Below are 19,048 nucleotides of genomic sequence, written 5' to 3'. Positions count from 1 at the left end.
CCGACCGGAGCCTAACCTTCTTTTCGAGCCGCCATCAGATAATTGACGTCCGTATCGTGGCTTTTTCGCCAGCTTCTGGTCAGCGGCTGGAAGCTCATCCCGACACGATCGATCTCCCGCATGCCGCCCTGACGCACCCATGACGAGAGTTCGTCCGGGCGGATGAATTTGTCATGGTTATGGGTGCCTTTCGGCACCCAGCCGAGCACATATTCGGCGGCGACGATGGCCAGCAGATAGCTTTTCGTCGTCCGGTCAATCGTCGCCAGAAAGAGGAGCCCGCCGGGCTTCAGCAGCCGCCCCAGCATGGCGACGAATTCCCGCGGCCCTTCCACATGCTCAATGACTTCGAGCGCCGCCACCGCGTCGAACTGCTCGCCGGCCGCGGCGAGGTCTTCGGCGGTGATATTGCGATAATCGATGTCCAGCCCGGACGTTTCGGCGTGGCGTTTCGCGATGGCGATGTTGTTGGTCGCGGGGTCGACCCCGGTCACCTGAGCGCCGAGCTCCGCCAGCGACTCGCTCAATATGCCGCCGCCGCAGCCGATATCGGCGATGCGCACGCCCTCCAGCGGTCGGTCGCCGGGCGCGTTCAATGCGCTGGCGTCGTGTCGGATGAGCCGGCGCACGTGATCGCGGATATAGGCGACTCGGATGGGATTGATCTCGTGGAGAATCCCCATCTTGCCATTCTTGTCCCACCAAAGCTCGGCCAGGCGGTTGAAACGCGCGACGTCTTCGGGGTCGACGCTGGCGGAGTGGGGAGCGGACTGTTGGGGCAAGAGGAACCTCGAGAAGATGTAGAAAATTATGCGCGCGCTCCTCATCCTGAGGAGTGCGCAAAGCGCGCGCCTCGAAGGACGAGAAGCTTGCGCATGTTTCCCTTGGCGGAGCGCTGCCGTTGACAGGTCCGCCGACGCGGACACATATAGCGCCGCTTCCCGCGAGACGCGAGCGCCTCGCCCATTTTCGGTCTCCATGTCACGCCTGGTTATGAAATTCGGCGGCACCTCGGTCGCCACTGTCGAACGCATCCACAATGTCGCGCGCCATGTGAAGCGCGAGGTGGATGCTGGGCGTGAGGTCGCTGTGGTGGTCTCGGCGATGGCCGGCAAGACCAATGAGCTTGTCGCCTGGTGCAAGGAGGCGGCGCCGCTTTGCGATCAGCGCGAATATGACGCCGTCGTCGCCTCGGGAGAACAGGTGACGGCCGGGCTTCTGGCGATGGCGCTGCAGAAGGCGGGGGTGCCCGCCCGCTCCTGGCTCGGCTGGCAGGCGCCGATCTACACCAACTGCACGCATGGCGCGGCGCGGATCGAATCGATCGATGGCGCGGGCATCATCGAAGGCCTCAACCGCGGCGAAGTCGCCGTCATCGCCGGCTTTCAGGGCGTGCACCGAGAAACCGGGCGGATCACGACGCTCGGACGTGGCGGCTCGGATACAAGCGCCGTCGCCATCGCGGCGGCGATCAAGGCCAGCCGCTGTGACATCTATACGGACGTTGACGGCGTTTACACCACCGATCCGCGCGTCGTGCCGAAGGCGCGGCGCATGGACAAGATCGCTTTTGAAGAGATGCTGGAAATGGCGTCGCTTGGCGCGAAGGTCCTGCAGGTGCGTTCGGTCGAGGTCGCCATGGTGCACGGCGTGCCGACCTATGTGCGCTCGTCCTTCGACGATCCGGAAAATCCGGGGCAGGGGACGTTAATCTGCAACGAGGAGGACATTGTGGAAGCGCAAGTCGTCACAGGCATCGCGTTCTCGCGCGACGAAGCGCAGATCACGCTTCGCGGCGTCGCCGACAAGCCGGGCGTCGCGGCCGCGGTGTTCATGCCCTTGGCCGAGGCCGGAATCAACGTCGACATGATTGTGCAGGTCGTCTCCGAGGAGGGCATGACCGACATGACCTTCACCGTAGGAACCGCTGACTACGAGCGCGCCTTTGCGATCATCGAGAAGGTCAAGGACGCCATCGGCTTCGCGAGCATAACGGGCGAAAAAGACGTCGCTAAGATTTCCGCGATCGGAATCGGCATGCGCAGCCACGCCGGCGTGGCCGCTGAGGCGTTTCGCGCCCTGTCGCAGAAGGGCGTCAATATCCGCGCCATCACCACGTCGGAGATCAAATTTTCGGTGTTGATCGACGAGGCCTATACCGAACTCGCCGTTCGCACGCTTCACTCACTCTACGGCCTCGACGCCGCTTAGTTGAGCAGTATCGCCGCGCTTGAAAGCGAGCGTTGCCGCGACATCTACCGCAACCACAATGGTTCGCGTGGAGGATGTCCAATGGAAGAGCTTACCAATAGCGTCGTCGCCGAGACGAAGCTCGATCCGACGGTCGCCAAAGCGGCTCTCGGCCTTGTACTCGGTTTTCTTCGCGACAAGGATACGACCGGCAATATGCAGGTAATGATCGCCAAGATGCCGCGCGCGCAAGAGGCGATTGACACAGCTCAGTACACCGGCGACGGCGGGGTCACGCAGGTCATCGAAGGCATGACGAGCTTTATTGGCCACGGCCGCGCAGATCTGAATATTCTCGCTGGTCAGCTCGAAAAGCTCGGGATCAGTGAAGCGCAGACCGACGCGTTGGTTCGCCAAGTGGTCAATCGCGCTGAAAATATTATTGGGGCCGAGGGCGCCGAGAAGATCAAGGGCATTCTGCCCGCGTTGCGTGAGCGCACCGACCTGCCGACGGATCTACGCCACTCGGCGTAACAATTTGGCTGACGCGCGAGACGCGCGCGTCAGCCATCCGGCGCGTGTATAAACGCAATCAGAGCGCTTGATTTTCCTTCCTGTCGCGGCGACAGTCCGGCGTCTTTCGGTTTGCGAAGGGGAGCCTGCAATGGATGAACTGGTGGCGCGCGTCTCGGCGGCCCTTGGCGTTGACGCAGAGGTCGCCAGGACGGCGGTGGGGCTCGTTCTGGGCTTCCTTCAAAAGGAATCGCGCGACGGCGCCGTCTCGGAGTTACTCGCTCAGGTTCCCGGCGCCCCTGAGGCGATCCAGTCCGCCGAATCCGCGGGCGGCGGCGGAGGCGGGCTCGCAGGCTTGATGGGGGGCATGGGCGGGCTTATGGGCCTTGCCGCCAAGCTGAACGGCGCCGGCGTCGACATGAGCCAGATTCCAAAACTGGGTCATGAGATTTTCGGCTATGCCGAAGAGAAAGTCGGGCCGGAAAAGCTGCGGGCGATCGTCGATTCGATCCCAGGCATCGCGCAGTTCGTTTGATCCCTATCGTCTAAGGCTTGCGATCGTCACCCCGCTCGCGCGCAGCGCCCCAAGAAGGACGCCGGCGTAGACGAGCGCGCCGACGAGCGCGAGCGCGGTGAGCGCGACGAGGTTGGCGAGAGCGCCGAAATGCACGCCGAGCGCCAAGGCGGATGAACGCCCGAAAATGGCGACAGCGGCGAGAAAGGCGCAGGCGACAAATGTCGCGCCGAGCGTCTTCACGAAAACGGCGTCGAATCGCATTCCTTCCTGGGCGAGCGCGAGTCCGACGAGCGCGGCGAGGTTGATCCACAATCCGACTGACGTCGCCGTCGCGAGCCCGACCGCCCCGAGCGGTCGAAACAGCACGATCTTCAACGCGACATTCGCGGCGAGCGCCGCCAGCGCGATGAGCATCGGCGTTCTTGTGTCGCCGCGCGCCTGAAAACTCGCGCGCGCCGAGGCGATCAGCACGAGCGCCATCAGACCGGCGCCATAGGCGGCGAGCACGTCCCCGGCGGCGTAGGCGTCGGCCGCCGAGAATTTGCCGCGCTGGAAAAGCCCCGCGACGATCAACTCGGGAATTGTGTCGAAGGCGATAAAAAAGGGAGCCGCCAGCGCGACGGTGAGCGCCATGGTTCGGCTCTGCGCGTGAAGCGCGCCCGCCTCGTCGCCCGCGGCGAGGCGTCGGCTCATTTCCGGCAGCAGCACCGTGCCGGCGGCGATGCCGATCACGCCGACCGGAAGCTGATAGAGCCGCTCCGCGTAAGAAATCGACGACACGCCTCCATCGGGAAGCATCGACGAGAGAATTGTGTCGGCGAGCACGGCGATCTGCGGACTAGCTGACCCGATGATCGCGGGCCCCAGGCGAATGAAGAAATCGCGCACGCGCGCCCAATGCGGCTTGCGCAAGCGTTGCAGGACGCCGATGCGCCGCGCCTGCCACATCAACAGCCCGAGCTCCAGAACGCCGGAGACTGTAATGCCCCAACTCGCCGCATAGCCGGCGTTTGGAAAAAGGAAGGCGACGGCGAGCGCCGCCATCACGGAGAAATTCATCAGATTGGGTGCGAAGGCTGGAAGCGCGAAGCGGCCGCGCGCGTTCAGCGCCCCCATGTGCAAGACGAAGAGGGTGATGAAAAGCAGATAGGGAAAGGTGATGCGCGTCAGATTGACGGCCAGCTCGAATTTTTCCGGCCGGTCGTCGAGGCCCGGCGCGAGCAGCGAGACGAATTGCGGCGTCAGCGTCCAGACGATGGCGAGCAATATGATCTGCGAGGCCAGGAGCAGCGTGTAAACTTCTCCGGCGAATTCCTCGGCCGCCGCGTCGCCCTTCTGCTCGATCGCCATCGAATAAGATGGAACGAACGCCGCGTTGAACGCGCCTTCGCCAAAGATCGCGCGAAAACTGTTCGGCAGCCGCTGGGCGATGAAGAAGGCGTCCGAGACGGCGCCGGCCCCCATGATCGCCGACTGCATGGCGAGCGACAGAAAGCCCGTCACGCGCGAGAGCAGGGTGAAGCCGCCAACCGAGAGCAGATTGCGAATCATCGCAATCGTCCTAGCAGGATTCGGTTAAGCCTGCGCTCCCGTCAGTGCTGCGGGCAGTGCAGGGAGTATCCGCCAGTGATCGTGGCGAGCTCGTCGCCTTCGCCCCGAGACCAGCGAATGTTGGCGCTGCGTCGGCATTTGTCGGAAATGTCGGCTCGGCGCTCGTATGTGGCGACATCCTGATCCGCATCGACCGTGAATCCGTCTTCGCGCAGTTCATCAATGAGATCGTCGACTTCTGTCGAACCCACGTGAAAGCGTTGGGCGAGCCGCGCTTGGAAGACCCGCTGATCGGCCTCGGTTTTCGATTCGGGGAGGCCGTCGAGCAGGGTCGGCAGGGCGGGGGCCGCCACGAAGCGCCACATGCGGACGCCGAAGGCGGCGAATAGCGCAATCAAGGCCGCGGCGATCAAGAGGTTTCTGCCGCGCAATGGCGAACGGCGCTCGGTGTTCATGGATTCACGCCTCGTCCCCTTTGTGCCGTTGCAGCGCGTGACGCATCTGCGAAAGCCCCCCGCATTCAGTTGTCGACGCCCCAGTCGCCCGCTTTGCCGTTGGTTACGTCGTTCTCGCCCAGCTTCTCGGCGACGAGATAGAGCGGCCTTCCCTTTACCTCATTGAAGATGCGGGCGACATACTCGCCGAGCACGCCAAGCGAAATCAGCTGAACGCCGGAGAAGAAGGCGATCGAGACCACCAGAGTGGGAAAGCCCGGCGTATCCACGCCAAAAACCATGGTGCGGGCCCAGTAGTAGCCGGCCATCGCAATCGCGAAGGCGGAAATCGCTAAGCCTACATAGGTCCACACCTTGAGCGGAATCGACGAAAAGGACATCAGCCCGTCGAGCGCAAATCGTGCAAGCCGGAGGAAATTGAATTTTGACGTTCCGCCGGCGCGGCCTTCGACGTCGAAGGGCACGCCGATCGATTTGAAGCCGATCCAGGCGAATAGGCCCTTATTGAAGCGCGCGCGCTCGCGCATCGTCAGCAGCGCGTCGACCGCCTGCCGGTCGAGAAGGCGGAAGTCGCCTGCGCCTGGCGGCAGGCGCACGTCGCCAAAGTCCTCCAGCAAACGGTAAAAAACATGCGTGAACGCTGCGCGCAGCTTGGGGTCGGTGGCTCGGTCTATGCGCTCGCCGTAGACGTTCTTGTAGCCTTCCCGCCACTTCTCGATGAATTGTGGGATGACTTCCGGGGGGTGCTGCAGGTCGGCGTCCATGATGACGACCGCGCTTCCGAGCGTGGCGTCCAGCCCGGCGACGATCGCCACTTCCTTGCCGAAGTTGCGGGAAAGCGACAGGGCGCGAAAGCGCGGCTCCTCGGCGCAGAGGTCGCGCAATATCTCCAGACTCTCGTCGCTGGAGCCGTCGTCGACGAAGATCGCTTCATAGGAGACGTCGCATGCGTCAACGGCGAGGGCGAGTCTGGCCGCGAGAGCGCGAAGATTTTGCGCTTCGTTGAAGACGGGGATCACGATCGATACATCAGGCCTGTTCATGGCGGCGTTTAAACCAATATTTATAGGCAGAGCATAGGATTAACGGGCGCAGCATAGGCGCAGTCGCCTGGGCGGCGCAAAGGAGCGGGCGATGGTTGATAACCAAATTGTTGCGGTTTGCGCGGACGATTACAGCCTGTCTTATGGGGTGAGCGCCGGCATTTTGGAAGCGCTCGACGCGGGGAGGCTCACTGCTGTTTCGGCTTTGGTGAATGGTTCCCGCTGGTCCGCCATGGGGCTAGAGCTGTCTCGCCGCGGCCGAAACGCGGACATCGGCCTGCATTTCAATCTCACCCTCGGGCGGCCTCTTTCGTCCATGCCGCAGTTCGCGCCTAATGGAGAGTTTCCCCCGCTTTCCAAAGTTGTCCAGATGGCTTTCGGCCGACGGTTGCCCATGGACGAGATTCGCACAGAGATCGATCGTCAGTTCGACCGCTTCGAAGCGGTGATCGACCGCCCGCCGGACCATGTCGACGGCCACCAGCACATACACGTCCTTCCCGGCATCAGGACGGCGCTGCTTGACGCGATGGAGGCGCGAAAGCTTGGCGGCCGGGCCTGGGTTCGCGACGCTGGGGATGGCTTACACCGCATTCTCTTGCGCGGCATCAACGCCCGCAAGGCGCTCTCTGCGCTCTCGCTGGCTGGCGGCTTTCGCCGGGAGGTGCGCCAGCGCGGCTTCGGCGTCAACGACGGCTTCGCCGGATTCTCGAATTTCCATCCAAGCTTCGATTACGCGAAGATTTTTCAAAGCTATCTTCGAGCTCCCGGCAGCAGACATCTCATCATGTGCCATCCTGGCCATGTGGACGAAGAGCTGCGAAGGCTCGATCCGGTGACGATCACGCGCGAGCAGGAGCTTGCTTTCCTGCTGTCGACTCGACTGCCGGAGATGCTGGAGAAGCGCGGCCTGCGTTTGGGTCGTCTGTCGCAGGCGGACCGGAACCTAAGCGCCGAGCAAACGGCGGCTCAGTAGATCCCTTCAAATGAGATCGGCGCCCGTTTCTTGCCGTCCTCCAGATAGATGTCTTTCGAGAACGACGCGCGTCGGCGGTTGAAGGCCTGCAGCCACCATCCGTCGCCCAGCGGATCGAAGACCGGCGCGTCGGTTCGGCGGAAGATCGCGGTCGAGCCGACAAACTCCACCTTTTCGAACATCTGATCTTCGCTCAGGAAGTCCGCGAGCCGGCTGATGGTTGGGATATGAATATCGTCGACGACGAGCAGCCCATCCGTCTTCAGGTGCGGATAGAAGTAGTAATATTCGAGTTCGGGGAACGGAAAGCCGTGCGGGCCATCGATCAGGACAAGGTCGTAGCGAGAATGGTCTTCGTGCCGCGGCAGCGTGAGTTGAGTCGGGCCAAAGACAAGGTCGAGGCGGTCCGAACGGGTCGCGGGACAGTTCATGAAATAGTCGACGCTTGACGCCTTCTGTCCGCGATCGTCAAAGCAGAAAACCTTGTGCCGTTCGGCGATGCGCGAAAAAAAGATCGTGGACTTTCCGCAGCCCGTTTCGGCTGAGAAGATCTGCGTTCCCGTCAGCAGGCGCTCGATGCGCAGCAAGGTGCGTAGGGGCATCGACCCCGCGCTGTGGGCGTAGCCGAAGGCGCGCTCATAGTCCCCGATTTCGGCGGCGAGGCTTTTATCGCGCGTCGCCTCGGCCCGCAGGGGCGACGGCATTGATGAGAGCGGTGAGCTCCAAAGCCTTCGCCGCACTCGATTGATCAACTTTCGGGCGAAGAACGAGGGCATGGCTCCTGATGTTTCTCAAGGGTCCGCGAAAGGTTGACGGCTTATAGCAGCGCGAGCCTCGCCAAGGAAGCGATCGGCCGCAGCCAGCTGCTTAAGTCCTTCTGACGAATAAATTCATACGAATTCAACATCTAAACCGAAATCGAAGACCGGGGCGGAGTGCGTCAGCGCGCCAACGGAAATAAAGTCGACGCCGGTTTTCGCTATTTCGGTCACGCTCGCGAGCGTGACGCCGCCCGAGGCTTCACAGGTCATCCGGCCGCCGACGAGCGCCACGGCGCTGCGCAGATCGTCGAGCGTCATATTGTCGAGCAGCACGGCGTCCGCCCCCTCGTCCAGGGCCTCGCGCAGCTGGTCGAGCGTATCGACTTCGATCTCGATTTTGACGAGATGGCCGATATTCCGCTTGGCGGCTCTGAGCGCCGGGATAACGCCGCCAGCAATAGCGACGTGATTATCCTTAATGAGCACAGCGTCATCGAGACCGAAGCGGTGATTGACGCCGCCACCGCATCGCACGGCGTATTTCTCAAAGGCGCGCAACAAGGGCGTGGTTTTGCGCGTGTCGCAGATTCGCGCGGATGTGCCGGCGACGGCGCTGACGTAGCGCGCCGTGAGCGTGGCGATGCCGGACAGCCGGCCAAGATAATTGAGAGCCACCCGCTCGGCCGAGAGAATGGGCTGGGCCCGGCCGGAAATTATCGCTGCGAGCGTTCCCGGCTCGACTACGGCGCCATCGGCCGCCTGCGCTTCGAAGATGATCTCTCGGTCCATCAGCGCGAAGGCGGCGCGCGCCGCCTGAATTCCTGCGACCACCCCCGAATCGCGCGCGACAATCCCCGCCCGGGCCTGGGCGCGCCGGGGGATGGTCGCCTGCGTCGTGACGTCGCCGGCGCGCCCCAAATCTTCGGCGAGCGCGGCGCGAACCGCCTCCTCGATCAGCATCGGGGGCAAATCGGGGATCATGACTTAAACCTCGTCGGCGATGCGCAGGACGGCGTCGAGCGTCGTGAGCGAGCGGCGCGCGAGCGCGGGGACCGGCTGTGGAAAGTCAGAGCGGAAATGCGCGCCGCGGCTCTCGCGGCGCTGGAGCGCAGCCGCCGCTATGAACAGACCCGTGGTCAACATGTTGCGCGCCTCAATATCGCTCGTTCGCGAGATCATGCGCCGGATCGACCTTACCGCGACCGCGAGCCCGGCGCCGTTACGGATGACGCCCACATTCGCCGACATCAGATCGCGCAGCTCTTCGATGACCGCGAAATCAGCGTCGCGCGGCACGGGCTCGATGCGCTCCGCCTTCGGGAGCCATTCGACCGGCAAAAGCGGCGTCGCGCGCACGTCCGCAGCGACGCGGGCGCCGAAAACGATCGCCTCGAGAAGAGAATTGGAGGCGAGCCGGTTCGCGCCGTGAACGCCGGTCGAAGCGACTTCGCCGACCGCCCAGAGGCCATCGAGGTTGGTGCGCCCGCGGTCGTCGGTCCACACGCCGCCCATATGGTAATGCGCCGCCGGCGCGATCGGAATAAGTTCGCGCGAGGGATCGATCCCGGCGCTCATGCAACTCGCGTAAACCGTCGGAAAGCGCGTCGGGAATTCGGCTCCGATGGCCGAACGGGCGTCGAGAAATGCGCCCTTTCCAGCCTTAACGCTGGCGAAAACGCCTCGGGCGACAATGTCGCGCGGCGCAAGCTCCCCATTTGGATCGATGTCGAGCATGAAGCGTCGGCCATCTCGATCCACGATCGTCGCGCCTTCGCCGCGCAGAGCCTCGGTCGCGAGCGGCGCCGGATCGGCGTCAATGTCGATCGCCGTCGGGTGAAACTGAACGAACTCCGCGTCAGCGATCAGCGCGCCCGCCCGCGCCGCCATCGCGACGCCGATGCCGCGCGCCTCCAACGGGTTGGTCGTGACTCGGTACAGATGACCAATCCCGCCCGTCGCGAGAATCAGCGCCGAACAGGGCGTCTCGTGGATCATGCCGGCGTTGTCGCGGGCGCGCACGCCAACCGCGCGCCCTCCGCGCACGATGATCTCCTGCGCCGAATAGCCTTCGACGATCTGGATCGATGGGGTTCTGGCGACTTCCTTGGCCAGAATGTCCATGATCGCCCGCCCGGCGACATCGCCTTGGACACGCACGATGCGCCGACGCGAATGCGCCGCCTCCTGCGAGGGGAGAAAGCCGCCGAGAGCCGACCGATCGAACGGCGTTCCCATCGCCGCGAGGTCTTCGACGCGCGCGCGCGCTTCTTGCGCCATGCCGAGCGCGATGTCGCGGTCGACGAGGCCGCCGCCCGCGGCGACCGTGTCGTCGGCGTGGCTTTCCGGCGTGTCGCCTTCTTCGACGGCCGCGGCGATGCCGCCCTGCGCCCAAAAGGACGAGCCGCTGTATCCGACGGGCGTCGGCGCGAAGATCGCCACCGGCGTCGGGGCCAGTTTCAGCGCGCAGAACACGCCTGCAAGCCCGCCGCCGATGATGAGGATGGGAGGCAAATTCTCGCGCATCGACGCCTAGTCGACCGCGACTGCGGCGAGCCGCGCGAGCGCGGCGGCCTCACGGGCGATCGCCGCTTCGACGAGGCTGCGCGTGCGCGGCGGCAGGGGCAGGGCGAGGGCCGCCGCATGGCCCTTGGGCGACATTTTGCACAAGGTTTTGCCGAGAATGTCGACGAGCTTGTCGTCGGCATACTCCCGGTGCTTTTCAAGAAATTCGTCGAAGTAATGCTCGAGAAAGACGATCGCGGCGATGTTTTCGAGCGCCTGCGACTCCGGGTCTTTCTTGAGCTGTTCCTTACGGATCAGCGCGCCGACATGCGCGACGGCCGCTTCGTCGTAGCCATGCGCCCGCATTATCTGCGCAGCAAGATCGGCGTGGTGGATGCGGCAGGCGCGCCGCCAGTCGTTGTAGCCGCGACGGCCTTCCTCATAGTTCGTGCGCTCGATCTCCCAGCGGCGCAGATGTTGCGCGCGCGTCGCAATCTTCAGCAGATCGGAGGCGTCGGGGTAGAGCGCGGCAAGCCGCGCGCTCATGCGCTCGGCGTAGACCTGCTCAAAGGCTCGGCCCTCGAGCCGGCGCGGATCGTCGGCATTGGCGGCGTCGATGGCCGCAATCGTCGCATCGAGCGCCAGCATTGTCCGCCCTGTTCAAGTCAGGCCACAGCCTAGCCCAGATCGATCATACGTTGCACGCTGCGGCGCGCGCGCTCGGCCACTGCGGGGTCAACGGTCACTTCTTCGCGGACGTAAAGCAGGCTGTCGAGAATTTTCGGCAGCGTGATCCGCTTCATATGCGGGCAGAAGTTGCACGGTCGCACGAATTCGACGTCCGGCGTTTCGGCGGCGACATTGTCGGCCATCGAGCATTCGGTGACGAGCAGCACGCGGGCCGGCTTCCTGTTGCGCACGAAGTCGATCATCGCCGCCGTCGAGCCGGCGAAATCCGACACCTCGATCACCTCGCGCGGACATTCCGGATGCGCGAGCACCTGCACGCCGGGATGATCGGCGCGATAATTTTGGATCTCTTCGGCGGTGAAGCGCTCATGCACCTCGCAGGCGCCGCTCCAGGCGATGATCTTCACTTGCGTCTGGGCGGCGACGTTCTGCGCCAGATAGCGGTCGGGAACCATGATCACGCGCTCGGCGCCGAGGCTCTCGACGACCTTTACCGCGTTCGACGACGTGCAGCAGATGTCGACCTCCGCCTTCACATCGGCTGAGGTGTTGACATAGGCGACGATGGGAACGCCGGGATATTGTTTGCGCAGGGCGCGCACATCGGCGCCGGTGATCGACTCCGCAAGCGAGCAGCCCGCCTTCATGTCCGGGGTGAGCACGACCTTGTTCGGATTGAGCAGCTTCGACGTTTCGGCCATGAAATGCACGCCGCCTTGAACGATGATGTCGGCGTCGGATGTCGCGGCAAGTTTCGCGAGCTGCAGGCTGTCGCCGATGTGATCGGCGACGCAGTGGTAGATCTCCGGCGTCATGTAATTATGCGCAAGGATGGTGGCGTTGCGCACATGTTTGAGCTCGTTGATCGCCTTCACGTAAGGGGCGTGGAACGGCCACTCGACGGGCGGAATGACTCTCGCCACGCGCTCGTAAAGATGCGCGGTCGCGGCCTGGACCTCGGGCGTCCATTCCAGAGCGGGGCGGGGAAGAACCCGAAAGCGGCCGCGAGGGCCAACGCCAAGGGCGTTCGCCGGAGGCTCGCGCCTCGCGCTCGGCGCGCTTCGAACGTCGCTGGTCAAGAGTGTCATTGTCTGGCGCCTCACTCTTATACTCATAGTGAGTATAAGTAGCCCCCAATAAATCTCCGAGACGGATCCCCGCTCGGAGCGCTCAAGCTTTCAAGACTAAGCCGCGGACGAGGATCTCGCAACTTCGTCGCGTAAGACATGTGCTCGGCACGAGTATATGTCAAGGGAAGGATCGGCGAGGGGTCCGTTCCGGCTTACGCCGATGGCGCTTTCGGCGCTGGTCAAAGCTGCTATAGACGGCGCATGCAATCAGGGGCGACGCCAGCTTCTTTCCCGCACCGCCACCTTCTCGGCATTGAAGGATTGACCCGTCCTGACATCGTCACCCTCCTCGACATGGCCGAGGAGGCGATCGAAGTGTCGCGGCGGGTCGACAAGAAGCGTTCGAGTTTGCGCGGGCGGACGCAAATCAATCTGTTTTACGAATCGTCAACGCGCACGCAGGCGTCCTTCGAGATCGCCGGCAAGCGACTGGGCGCCGACGTGATGAACATGTCGGTCGCGCGCTCCTCGGAGTCGAAAGGCGAGACGCTGATCGACACGGCGGTGACGCTGAACGCGATGCGGCCGGATATCATCGTGGTTCGCCATGCGCATGCGGGCGCGGCGCATCTTCTGGCGCGAAAGGTCGACTGTTCCGTCGTCAACGCCGGCGACGGCGCGCATGAACATCCGACGCAGGCGCTGCTCGACGCGCTGACGATCAGGCGGAACAAGGGGCGCATCGAGGGGCTGACGATCGCGATCTGCGGCGACATTCTCCATTCACGCGTCGCGCGCTCAAACATTCTGCTGCTTGGCGCGCTTGGCGCCCGGGTGCGCGTCGTCGGGCCTTCGACGCTTGCGCCGGACAGTCTGTCGCGGCTGGGCGTCGAGGTGTTTCACGACATGAGGCGCGGACTTGAGGCCGCCGACATCGTTATGATGCTGCGCCTTCAGCGCGAGCGCATGGCCGGCGCGCTGACGCCGAGCGCCCGCGAATATTTCCATTTCTTCGGGCTGGACGAAGAGAAGCTGGCCTATGCGGCGCCCGATGCGCTGGTCATGCATCCGGGACCGATGAACCGTGGCGTGGAAATCGACACCGCCGTCGCCGACAGCCCGCGTTCACTTATCCGCGAACAGGTCGAGATGGGCGTCGCGGTGCGCATGGCGGTGCTCGAAGCGCTCGCGCAGCATCTGCCAAATGTGTAAGCTTCTCCAAAATCAATGATCGTAGGGGAGTAGAAATGATCAAGCTCATCCGCTTTGTTGGGCTCATCATCCAGTCAATCTTGATCGAGTTTTTGCACGTCTTCGGGCTCGTGGCGTTTCTTCTCGCCGCGGCGCTCGGCTATTTCCGGCTGCCGTCCTGGCTCGTGCCAATCGTCGGCATTGTCTGCGGCATCATCGCCGACAAATTCATTGACCAGACGGAAGTCATCGCCCTTCTCGAACGGGCGGCGTCCGCCAATCAGCGCGGCGGCTTCCTGGTGATCGTCTACATTATCATTGTCGCGGTCGGCTATGTCACAGGCGCTTATGCGCGCGGGGCGGTGCATCGCCGCAAGATCGCGCAGGCGACGCCTAGACAGGCGGTGCAGCCGCCGCAGGCGGCGAGCCCGGCGGCCAAGCAGCCGCAAAAGCGCAAGCGCAGCTGATGTTCATAGAGCAGGTTCTCATCGAGAAAGTTGACAGACTTTTTCGATGAGAACCTGCTCCACCATTTTGATTTGAACGATGCCTTATCGATCACATGACTCTATGTGATCGATAAGCGCTCCGGGGCTTTCGGCGCGTTTCGTTACAGCCCTTCGAACAGCGCCGTCGAGAGATAGCGCTCGGCGAAGGACGGGATGATCAGAACGATATTCTTGCCCTCGGCCTCAGGGCGGCCGGCGATCTCCAAGGCGGCGGCGACGGCGGCGCCGGATGATATGCCGCCCGGAATTCCCTCCACCCGAGCGAGCAGCCGCGCCGTCTCGAACGCCGTTTGATTGCCGATCGTGATGATCTCGTCGATGACGCTGCGATCGAGAATGGGCGGCACGAAGCCCGCGCCGATTCCCTGAATCTTGTGGGGACCGGGCGGACGTCCGGAAAGCACGGCGGAATCTTCGGGCTCCACGGCGACGACGCGCAAGCCGGGCCGGCGCGCTTTCAGCGTCTGGCCGACGCCCGTGATCGTGCCGCCGGTGCCGACGCCCGACACGAAATAGTCGACCTCGCCATTCGTGTCGTTCCAGATTTCCTCCGCCGTCGTCACGCGGTGAATATCGGGGTTGGCCGGGTTCTCGAACTGTTGGGGAATAACGGCGTCGGGATTTTGGGCGGCGAGTTCACTGGCCTTGGCGAGGGCCCCTTTCATCCCCTGCGAGGCGGGAGTGAGCACAAGCTCGGCGCCGAGCAGCGCCAGCATCTTGCGCCGCTCGATCGACATCGATTCCGGCATGATGAGAATGAGTCGATAGCCGCGCGCGGCGGCGACGAAGGCAAGCGCGATGCCGGTGTTGCCCGACGTCGGTTCGATCAGCACCGTTTTCCCCGGCGTGATCTTACCGCTCGCCTCGAGCGATTCGATCATGCTGACGCCGATGCGGTCTTTGACGCTCGCGATCGGGTTGAAGAATTCGAGTTTGGCGAGGAGATTCGCCTTTACGCCGCGCTCTCGCGCGAATCGATCGAGCCGGACGAGCGGCGTATCGCCGATCGTCTGTGTGATGGAATCATAGATTCGGCCTCGGCCAGGTTTGGCCGGCGGCGTGAAGCTCGGTGCTGCCTGCGACATGTTTCGCCCCCAGGGAAAGAAGAATGAGGTCTAGATTGAGAGTTTGATTCCGACCAGAGCCATGACGCTGGCAAGGGCCGGCCGCAGATAGCGGTCGGGAACCCGAGCAGCGAAATGGGCGCCAATGGCGATGCCTGGAAGAGATCCGATGAGGAGCGAAAGCAGCAGCAACCAGTCGACGCCGCCCATCAGCCAGTGCCCGAAGCCGGCGATCAGCGTCAGCGGCACGGCGTGGGCGATATCGGAGCCGACGAGGCGCGCCGTCGGCGTGTGCGAATACAGCGCCAGCAGCACGGTCATGCCGATCGCCCCGGCGCCGACCGAAGAGATCGAGACCAGCACGCCGAGAAGAACGCCGAGAATCGCCGTCAGCCACAACAAGCGCCGATCGCTCATGTCGTTCGTGTGTTTCGCGATGTGATCGAGGATCCACCGCCGGAAGAGAATCGAGAAGGCGGTCAGCAGCAGTGCGAATCCAAGCGCCGAGGTGATCAGCCCATTCGCCGAATGGCCGCCGGACTTGCCGAGCCAAGAGAGGACGAGAAGACTCGCGACGCTTGCGGGCACGCTGCCATAGGCCAGCCGGCGGGTGATGCGCCAGTCGACGGTGCCGTGCAGGGCGTGAACGAGCGTGCCATTCGTCTTGGTGACGGCGGCGTAAAGCAGGTCGGTGCCAACGGCGGTCGTCGGGGGCACGCCGAAAACCAGCATCAGGATCGGAGTCATCAGCGAGCCGCCGCCGACGCCCGTAAAGCCGACAAGCGCGCCAACGAAGAAGCCAGAAGCGGAATAAAGGAGATTGATCGCGCTGAGCGCGTCCAAAAAGGCGGGCATTTCTTTCTTTCGTCGGCAGTGCTAATTCTACTCTATAAATCTAGTCAACTTTGTCAAATCTGACGCGCCACATTTTGGGAAAAGATGAACATGCCGGTCGACTGCAGTAGTATGACGGCGCAAAAGGGCGTCCGGTCCGGACCTAGGCCCTAAAGGTCAAAACGGGAAATGCTGACAAAGAAAGCCAAATACGGCCTCAAGGCCATGGTTCACCTCGCGGGGGTACGGCCGGGAGAAACCGCTTTGGTCGCGGACATCGCCGCCTCCAACCAGATTCCGAAAAAGTTTCTCGACGCAATTTTGGGCGAACTGCGCAATGCCGGTTTCGTCCATTCGAAAAAAGGCAAAGGCGGCGGCTATATGTTGGCGCGGCCGCCTTCAGACATTGGCGTCGGCAATATCGTGCGCGCGCTCGACGGACCGCTGGCGCCTATCCAATGCGCAAGTAAGACCGTCTACCGTCGGTGCGACGACTGCACGGACGAGACGCGATGCGCGGTCCGCCTCGTCATGCTGCGGGCGCGACAGGCGATCGCAGAAGTGCTCGACAAGACGTCGCTTGAGCAGATGCGCGGATTGGGCGAGAGCGGCGACGGCGTCCGTCTGCTCGTCGGTGGGGAAGCTGTGCGCCAAGCCATGGACATGGCGTGAGCCGGCTCCTATAAAACGCTGGCGGCAGATTCTTTTCTTGCGCCGCAGCATTCCTCCAAGGGACCGGCGCAAGGCCGGAAAGCGAATGTTGGACAGGGTGGCGCAAGTGACGAAGACGGGCGAGGCGACAGCGATTTTGCGCCACACCATGGTCGAACGCCAGCTTCGTCCGTTCGATGTGACCGATGTGCCTTTGCTTGAGCGCTTCCTCGAGACGCCGCGCGAGATTTTCCTCCCGGACTCACTCGCCTCGCTCGCCTATTCGGATTTGGCGATTTCCGTAAAGGGCGCCAGCGGACGCAAACGCAACCTGCTTCCGCCGCTCGTGTTGGCCCGGATGCTTCAAAGCGCCGATGTCAAAGCGACGGATAGGGTGCTCGATATCGGGGGCGTGGGATACTCGTCCGCACTGCTCTCTGGCCTCGCCGACAAGGTTGTCGCGCTGGAATGTGATTCCGGTCTCGCCGACTGCGCCAAGTCAGGCCTCGCGGCTTTGGGCTGCGACAACGTGCAATTCGAGCTCGGGCCTTTGGAAAAGGGCTTCGCCGGCGGCGCCCCTTACAACGTCATCATTATTCAAGGCCGCGTTCAGGCAGGACTCGAGGCGTTGTTCGAACAGCTAACGCCCGATGGTCGGCTGCTGGCGATCGTCACGCCGGAGACGCGCGCCGGCCAGCAGGTCGTACGCTTCGAGCGCCAGGACGGGCGTTCGGCGGGCGAACTGCCGTTGTTCTCGGCGACGGCGCCGGTGCTCGATGGCTTCGAACAGGCTCCCGCCTTCAACCTCTAGCGCCGCCATTTCGCCTTATTCGCGTTTCTAGCGTAGCGTTCGGTGTCATCGTCGAGACTGATCGCTGCCGTAGATTGGCGTGCGTGTCGACGCGCGAAGATAGGTTGAGAACAATGAGAATCGACGGGTTTGGCCTCGGGTGGCGGCGGTCGGCCAACGTCCTGTCTTGCACGTCCGCCGCATTGGCGCTTGCAGCGGTCGCTCTATCGCCGGGCCGGGCCTCCGCGGAGAGCCTTCTGTCGGCTCTAGCGCGGGCCTATTACGGCAACCCGGATCTCAACCAGAGCCGCGCCAATGTGCGGGTGCGCGACGAAGATGCGCCGAAAGCAAAATCGGGCCTTCGACCGAAAGCCAGCATCACCGCACAGGCTGGCGCGCAATATGCGGCGATCAAGATTCCCTTTGGCGGCAGCAGTAGCCAGCAGGCCGGCGCCGCGGCCGGCGCGAGCGGCGATTTTCAGGACACCTACGTGGGTTACCCACGCGGCGCGACTCTGAACATGTCGCAGACGCTGTTCGACGGCTTCCGCACTGAAAACTCCGTGCGCCAGGCGGAATCGGGCGTCTTCGCGGCGCGCTCGACCATGCGCCTGACCGAGCAGGCGACCCTTCAGAACGGCGCAACCGCCTATATGAACGTGCTGCGCGACACGGCGGTGGTGTCGCTGCGCAAAAACAACATTTCGGTGCTTGAGGAACAGCTCAAGCAGAGCCGCGATCGTTTTCAGGTCGGCGAAGTGACTCGAACCGACGTCTCCCAGGCGGAAGCCTCGGTCGCGCTGGCGCGTTCGGAATTCTATGCCGCGCAGGCGCAGCTCAAGAACAGCATGGCGAACTACCGCCAAATCATCGGCGCTGAGCCAAAACACCTTGAGCCGGGGCGCAGCCTCGAGCCGTTGTTGCCCAAATCTCTGGAGCAGGCGATCGGCATCGCATTGGTGGAGCATCCCGGCGTGACCGCAGCCTTTCACCAGGTGGACGCGGCGGCGCTCGCGGTCAAGGTCGCGGAAGGCGCGCTGGCGCCGAATCTCTCCGTCAACAGCCAGGTGTCAAATCAATATGACTCGTTTCTCGGATTGCCGGGATCGAAGCAGTTCACTGCATCAGCGACAGCGCAGTTGAATGTCCCGCTCTATCAGGGCGGCGTCGAATATGCCTCAATTCGCCAAGCCAAGGAGCAACTCGGCCAGGCGCGGCTTAATGCCGACGTTCAGCGCGAGAGCGTCCGCGCAAGCGTCGTGTCGAGCTACGGGCTCCTCGACACCGCCAAGGCGTCGATTATCTCTGGGCAGGCCGCGGTGAAGGCGGCGGAGACCGCGCTCGCCGGGGTGCGCGAGGAGGCCAAGGTCGGGCAACGCACCACCCTCGATGTGTTGAACGCGCAGCAGTCGCTGCTAAACGCCAGGGTCAACCTCGTCACGTCGCAGCGCGATCGGGTCGTCGCCTCTTATGCGGCGCTGGGGTCGATCGGACGCTTGTCGGCGCAAGAACTCGACCTCGCGGTCGCGCTCTATGACCCGAGCGTTCATCTCAATCAGGTGCACGACCTGTGGTTCGGTCTCGACACGCCCGACGGCCGATAAGAATTTCGCGAATGCGGGTGACATCATAGCGCGAAAAGTGTGGAATTCGTTCGGACCGAGTTGATTCGCGGATTTCGCGCGGTCAGAGATCCGATCCATCCTCATGCGCGGCCTTTCCCCGCAAAGCGGCAGAACTC

At 63.3% G+C, this 19,048-nt stretch carries 20 protein-coding genes; 9 read left to right on the top strand and 11 right to left on the bottom strand.

The features are described 5' to 3' along the window. Window positions 1-11: 11 nt before the first annotated feature. On the bottom strand, window positions 12-782 hold the full coding sequence (ubiG, locus tag A3OO_RS0113840; RefSeq protein ID WP_026222983.1) for a bifunctional 2-polyprenyl-6-hydroxyphenol methylase/3-demethylubiquinol 3-O-methyltransferase UbiG: 771 nt from the start codon (window positions 780-782) through the stop codon (window positions 12-14). A 196-nt stretch (window positions 783-978) separates the two neighbouring features. On the opposite strand from ubiG, the gene A3OO_RS0113835 reads away from it, so the two are divergent. The 3 genes from A3OO_RS0113835 (at window position 979) to A3OO_RS0113825 (ending at window position 3,238) form a co-directional block, all read left to right on the top strand. After that, on the top strand, window positions 979-2,211 hold the full coding sequence (locus A3OO_RS0113835; protein WP_026222982.1) for an aspartate kinase: 1,233 nt from the start codon (window positions 979-981) through the stop codon (window positions 2,209-2,211). An 81-nt stretch (window positions 2,212-2,292) separates the two neighbouring features. Further along, complete coding sequence (locus A3OO_RS0113830; RefSeq protein WP_018408433.1) at window positions 2,293-2,724, top strand: hypothetical protein; 432 nt, start codon at window positions 2,293-2,295, stop codon at window positions 2,722-2,724. A gap of 130 nt (window positions 2,725-2,854) precedes the next feature. Beyond that, on the top strand, window positions 2,855-3,238 hold the full coding sequence (locus A3OO_RS0113825; protein WP_018408432.1) for a DUF2267 domain-containing protein: 384 nt from the start codon (window positions 2,855-2,857) through the stop codon (window positions 3,236-3,238). 3 nt (window positions 3,239-3,241) lie between these two features. Here the strand turns inward: A3OO_RS0113825 and murJ are convergent, their stop codons facing one another. The 3 genes from murJ to A3OO_RS21725 all read right to left on the bottom strand — a co-directional run bounded on the left by murJ (window position 3,242) and on the right by A3OO_RS21725 (window position 6,269). Beyond that, window positions 3,242-4,771, bottom strand: a complete 1,530-nt coding sequence (gene murJ / locus A3OO_RS0113820) for a murein biosynthesis integral membrane protein MurJ (RefSeq protein WP_018408431.1) — start codon at window positions 4,769-4,771, stop codon at window positions 3,242-3,244. 41 nt (window positions 4,772-4,812) lie between these two features. Continuing rightward, window positions 4,813-5,226 (bottom strand): hypothetical protein, encoded by a 414-nt coding sequence (locus A3OO_RS0113815; RefSeq protein ID WP_018408430.1) that lies wholly within the window; start codon window positions 5,224-5,226, stop codon window positions 4,813-4,815. 65 nt (window positions 5,227-5,291) lie between these two features. Next, entirely contained in the window at window positions 5,292-6,269 is a 978-nt protein-coding gene (locus A3OO_RS21725; RefSeq protein ID WP_018408429.1) for a glycosyltransferase family 2 protein, read from the bottom strand. A 91-nt stretch (window positions 6,270-6,360) separates the two neighbouring features. Here A3OO_RS21725 and A3OO_RS0113805 point away from each other — a divergent pair, with 91 nt between their 5' ends. Next, complete coding sequence (locus A3OO_RS0113805; protein WP_018408428.1) at window positions 6,361-7,245, top strand: ChbG/HpnK family deacetylase; 885 nt, start codon at window positions 6,361-6,363, stop codon at window positions 7,243-7,245. Here the strand turns inward: A3OO_RS0113805 and A3OO_RS0113800 are convergent. The 5 genes from A3OO_RS0113800 to nadA all read right to left on the bottom strand — a co-directional run bounded on the left by A3OO_RS0113800 (window position 7,239) and on the right by nadA (window position 12,286). Further along, window positions 7,239-7,949 carry a class I SAM-dependent methyltransferase gene (locus tag A3OO_RS0113800; protein WP_018408427.1) on the bottom strand — a complete coding sequence of 237 codons (711 nt, stop codon included), beginning with the start codon at window positions 7,947-7,949 and terminating at the stop codon, window positions 7,239-7,241. The two genes, A3OO_RS0113805 and A3OO_RS0113800, sit on opposite strands and share 7 nt — an antisense overlap. Before the next feature lie 186 nt (window positions 7,950-8,135). Continuing rightward, window positions 8,136-8,987 (bottom strand): carboxylating nicotinate-nucleotide diphosphorylase, encoded by an 852-nt coding sequence (gene nadC, locus A3OO_RS0113795; RefSeq protein WP_018408426.1) that lies wholly within the window; start codon window positions 8,985-8,987, stop codon window positions 8,136-8,138. A 3-nt stretch (window positions 8,988-8,990) separates the two neighbouring features. Further along, on the bottom strand, window positions 8,991-10,529 hold the full coding sequence (locus A3OO_RS0113790) for an L-aspartate oxidase (protein WP_018408425.1): 1,539 nt from the start codon (window positions 10,527-10,529) through the stop codon (window positions 8,991-8,993). Between the two features lie 6 nt (window positions 10,530-10,535). Continuing rightward, window positions 10,536-11,156, bottom strand: coding sequence for a DUF4202 domain-containing protein (locus A3OO_RS0113785; RefSeq protein WP_018408424.1), 621 nt, complete (start codon window positions 11,154-11,156; stop codon window positions 10,536-10,538). A gap of 29 nt (window positions 11,157-11,185) precedes the next feature. Further along, window positions 11,186-12,286 carry a quinolinate synthase NadA gene (nadA, locus tag A3OO_RS0113780; protein WP_018408423.1) on the bottom strand — a complete coding sequence of 367 codons (1,101 nt, stop codon included), beginning with the start codon at window positions 12,284-12,286 and terminating at the stop codon, window positions 11,186-11,188. 243 nt (window positions 12,287-12,529) lie between these two features. On the opposite strand from nadA, the gene A3OO_RS0113775 reads away from it, so the two are divergent. Both A3OO_RS0113775 and A3OO_RS0113770 read left to right on the top strand, forming a co-directional pair. After that, a complete protein-coding gene (locus A3OO_RS0113775) occupies window positions 12,530-13,480 on the top strand; it encodes an aspartate carbamoyltransferase catalytic subunit (RefSeq protein WP_018408422.1) in 951 nt (316 codons plus the stop codon). Between the two features lie 35 nt (window positions 13,481-13,515). Beyond that, entirely contained in the window at window positions 13,516-13,926 is a 411-nt protein-coding gene (locus A3OO_RS0113770; RefSeq protein WP_018408421.1) for a hypothetical protein, read from the top strand. A 143-nt stretch (window positions 13,927-14,069) separates the two neighbouring features. Here the strand turns inward: A3OO_RS0113770 and cysK are convergent, their stop codons facing one another. Further along, the gene (gene cysK, locus A3OO_RS0113765; RefSeq protein WP_018408420.1) at window positions 14,070-15,053 is read right to left on the bottom strand and encodes a cysteine synthase A; all 984 of its coding nucleotides are present in this window, start codon (window positions 15,051-15,053) and stop codon (window positions 14,070-14,072) included. 30 nt (window positions 15,054-15,083) lie between these two features. Further along, window positions 15,084-15,887 (bottom strand): sulfite exporter TauE/SafE family protein, encoded by an 804-nt coding sequence (locus A3OO_RS21720; protein ID WP_018408419.1) that lies wholly within the window; start codon window positions 15,885-15,887, stop codon window positions 15,084-15,086. 168 nt (window positions 15,888-16,055) lie between these two features. Here A3OO_RS21720 and A3OO_RS0113750 point away from each other — a divergent pair, with 168 nt between their 5' ends. The 3 genes from A3OO_RS0113750 (at window position 16,056) to A3OO_RS0113740 (ending at window position 18,911) form a co-directional block, all read left to right on the top strand. Further along, the gene (locus A3OO_RS0113750) at window positions 16,056-16,538 is read left to right on the top strand and encodes an RrF2 family transcriptional regulator (RefSeq protein ID WP_018408418.1); all 483 of its coding nucleotides are present in this window, start codon (window positions 16,056-16,058) and stop codon (window positions 16,536-16,538) included. A gap of 85 nt (window positions 16,539-16,623) precedes the next feature. Further along, a complete protein-coding gene (locus tag A3OO_RS0113745) occupies window positions 16,624-17,328 on the top strand; it encodes a protein-L-isoaspartate O-methyltransferase family protein (protein WP_026222980.1) in 705 nt (234 codons plus the stop codon). 113 nt (window positions 17,329-17,441) lie between these two features. Next, window positions 17,442-18,911 (top strand): TolC family outer membrane protein, encoded by a 1,470-nt coding sequence (locus A3OO_RS0113740; RefSeq protein WP_018408416.1) that lies wholly within the window; start codon window positions 17,442-17,444, stop codon window positions 18,909-18,911. The last annotated feature ends 137 nt before the right edge of the window (window positions 18,912-19,048 follow it).

It is taken from the genome of Methylocystis rosea SV97, from assembly GCF_000372845.1.
In the GTDB taxonomy this organism is placed as follows: Bacteria; Pseudomonadota; Alphaproteobacteria; order Rhizobiales; family Beijerinckiaceae; genus Methylocystis; species Methylocystis rosea.
Note: the sequence above shows the minus strand (reverse complement) of the source record. Positions and strands in the feature narration are given on the sequence as shown.

Bases quoted from the DNA above. Each gene is read 5' to 3' on its own strand.
- A3OO_RS0113835 (WP_026222982.1), top strand. From the start codon at position 979: ATGTCACGCCTGGTTATGAAATTCGGCGGCACCTCGGTCGCCACTGTC.
- A3OO_RS0113750 (WP_018408418.1), top strand. From the start codon at position 16,056: ATGCTGACAAAGAAAGCCAAATACGGCCTCAAGGCCATGGTTCACCTC.
- A3OO_RS0113745 (WP_026222980.1), top strand. From the start codon at position 16,624: ATGTTGGACAGGGTGGCGCAAGTGACGAAGACGGGCGAGGCGACAGCG.
- A3OO_RS0113770 (WP_018408421.1), top strand. From the start codon at position 13,516: ATGATCAAGCTCATCCGCTTTGTTGGGCTCATCATCCAGTCAATCTTG.
- A3OO_RS21725 (WP_018408429.1), bottom strand. From the start codon at position 6,269: ATGAACAGGCCTGATGTATCGATCGTGATCCCCGTCTTCAACGAAGCG.
- murJ (WP_018408431.1), bottom strand. From the start codon at position 4,771: ATGATTCGCAATCTGCTCTCGGTTGGCGGCTTCACCCTGCTCTCGCGC.
- A3OO_RS0113815 (WP_018408430.1), bottom strand. From the start codon at position 5,226: ATGAACACCGAGCGCCGTTCGCCATTGCGCGGCAGAAACCTCTTGATC.
- A3OO_RS0113830 (WP_018408433.1), top strand. From the start codon at position 2,293: ATGGAAGAGCTTACCAATAGCGTCGTCGCCGAGACGAAGCTCGATCCG.
- A3OO_RS0113805 (WP_018408428.1), top strand. From the start codon at position 6,361: ATGGTTGATAACCAAATTGTTGCGGTTTGCGCGGACGATTACAGCCTG.
- A3OO_RS0113785 (WP_018408424.1), bottom strand. From the start codon at position 11,156: ATGCTGGCGCTCGATGCGACGATTGCGGCCATCGACGCCGCCAATGCC.
- nadA (WP_018408423.1), bottom strand. From the start codon at position 12,286: ATGACACTCTTGACCAGCGACGTTCGAAGCGCGCCGAGCGCGAGGCGC.
- A3OO_RS21720 (WP_018408419.1), bottom strand. From the start codon at position 15,887: ATGCCCGCCTTTTTGGACGCGCTCAGCGCGATCAATCTCCTTTATTCC.
- A3OO_RS0113825 (WP_018408432.1), top strand. From the start codon at position 2,855: ATGGATGAACTGGTGGCGCGCGTCTCGGCGGCCCTTGGCGTTGACGCA.
- A3OO_RS0113775 (WP_018408422.1), top strand. From the start codon at position 12,530: ATGCAATCAGGGGCGACGCCAGCTTCTTTCCCGCACCGCCACCTTCTC.
- nadC (WP_018408426.1), bottom strand. From the start codon at position 8,987: ATGATCCCCGATTTGCCCCCGATGCTGATCGAGGAGGCGGTTCGCGCC.
- A3OO_RS0113790 (WP_018408425.1), bottom strand. From the start codon at position 10,529: ATGCGCGAGAATTTGCCTCCCATCCTCATCATCGGCGGCGGGCTTGCA.
- A3OO_RS0113800 (WP_018408427.1), bottom strand. From the start codon at position 7,949: ATGCCGTCGCCCCTGCGGGCCGAGGCGACGCGCGATAAAAGCCTCGCC.
- cysK (WP_018408420.1), bottom strand. From the start codon at position 15,053: ATGTCGCAGGCAGCACCGAGCTTCACGCCGCCGGCCAAACCTGGCCGA.
- A3OO_RS0113740 (WP_018408416.1), top strand. From the start codon at position 17,442: ATGAGAATCGACGGGTTTGGCCTCGGGTGGCGGCGGTCGGCCAACGTC.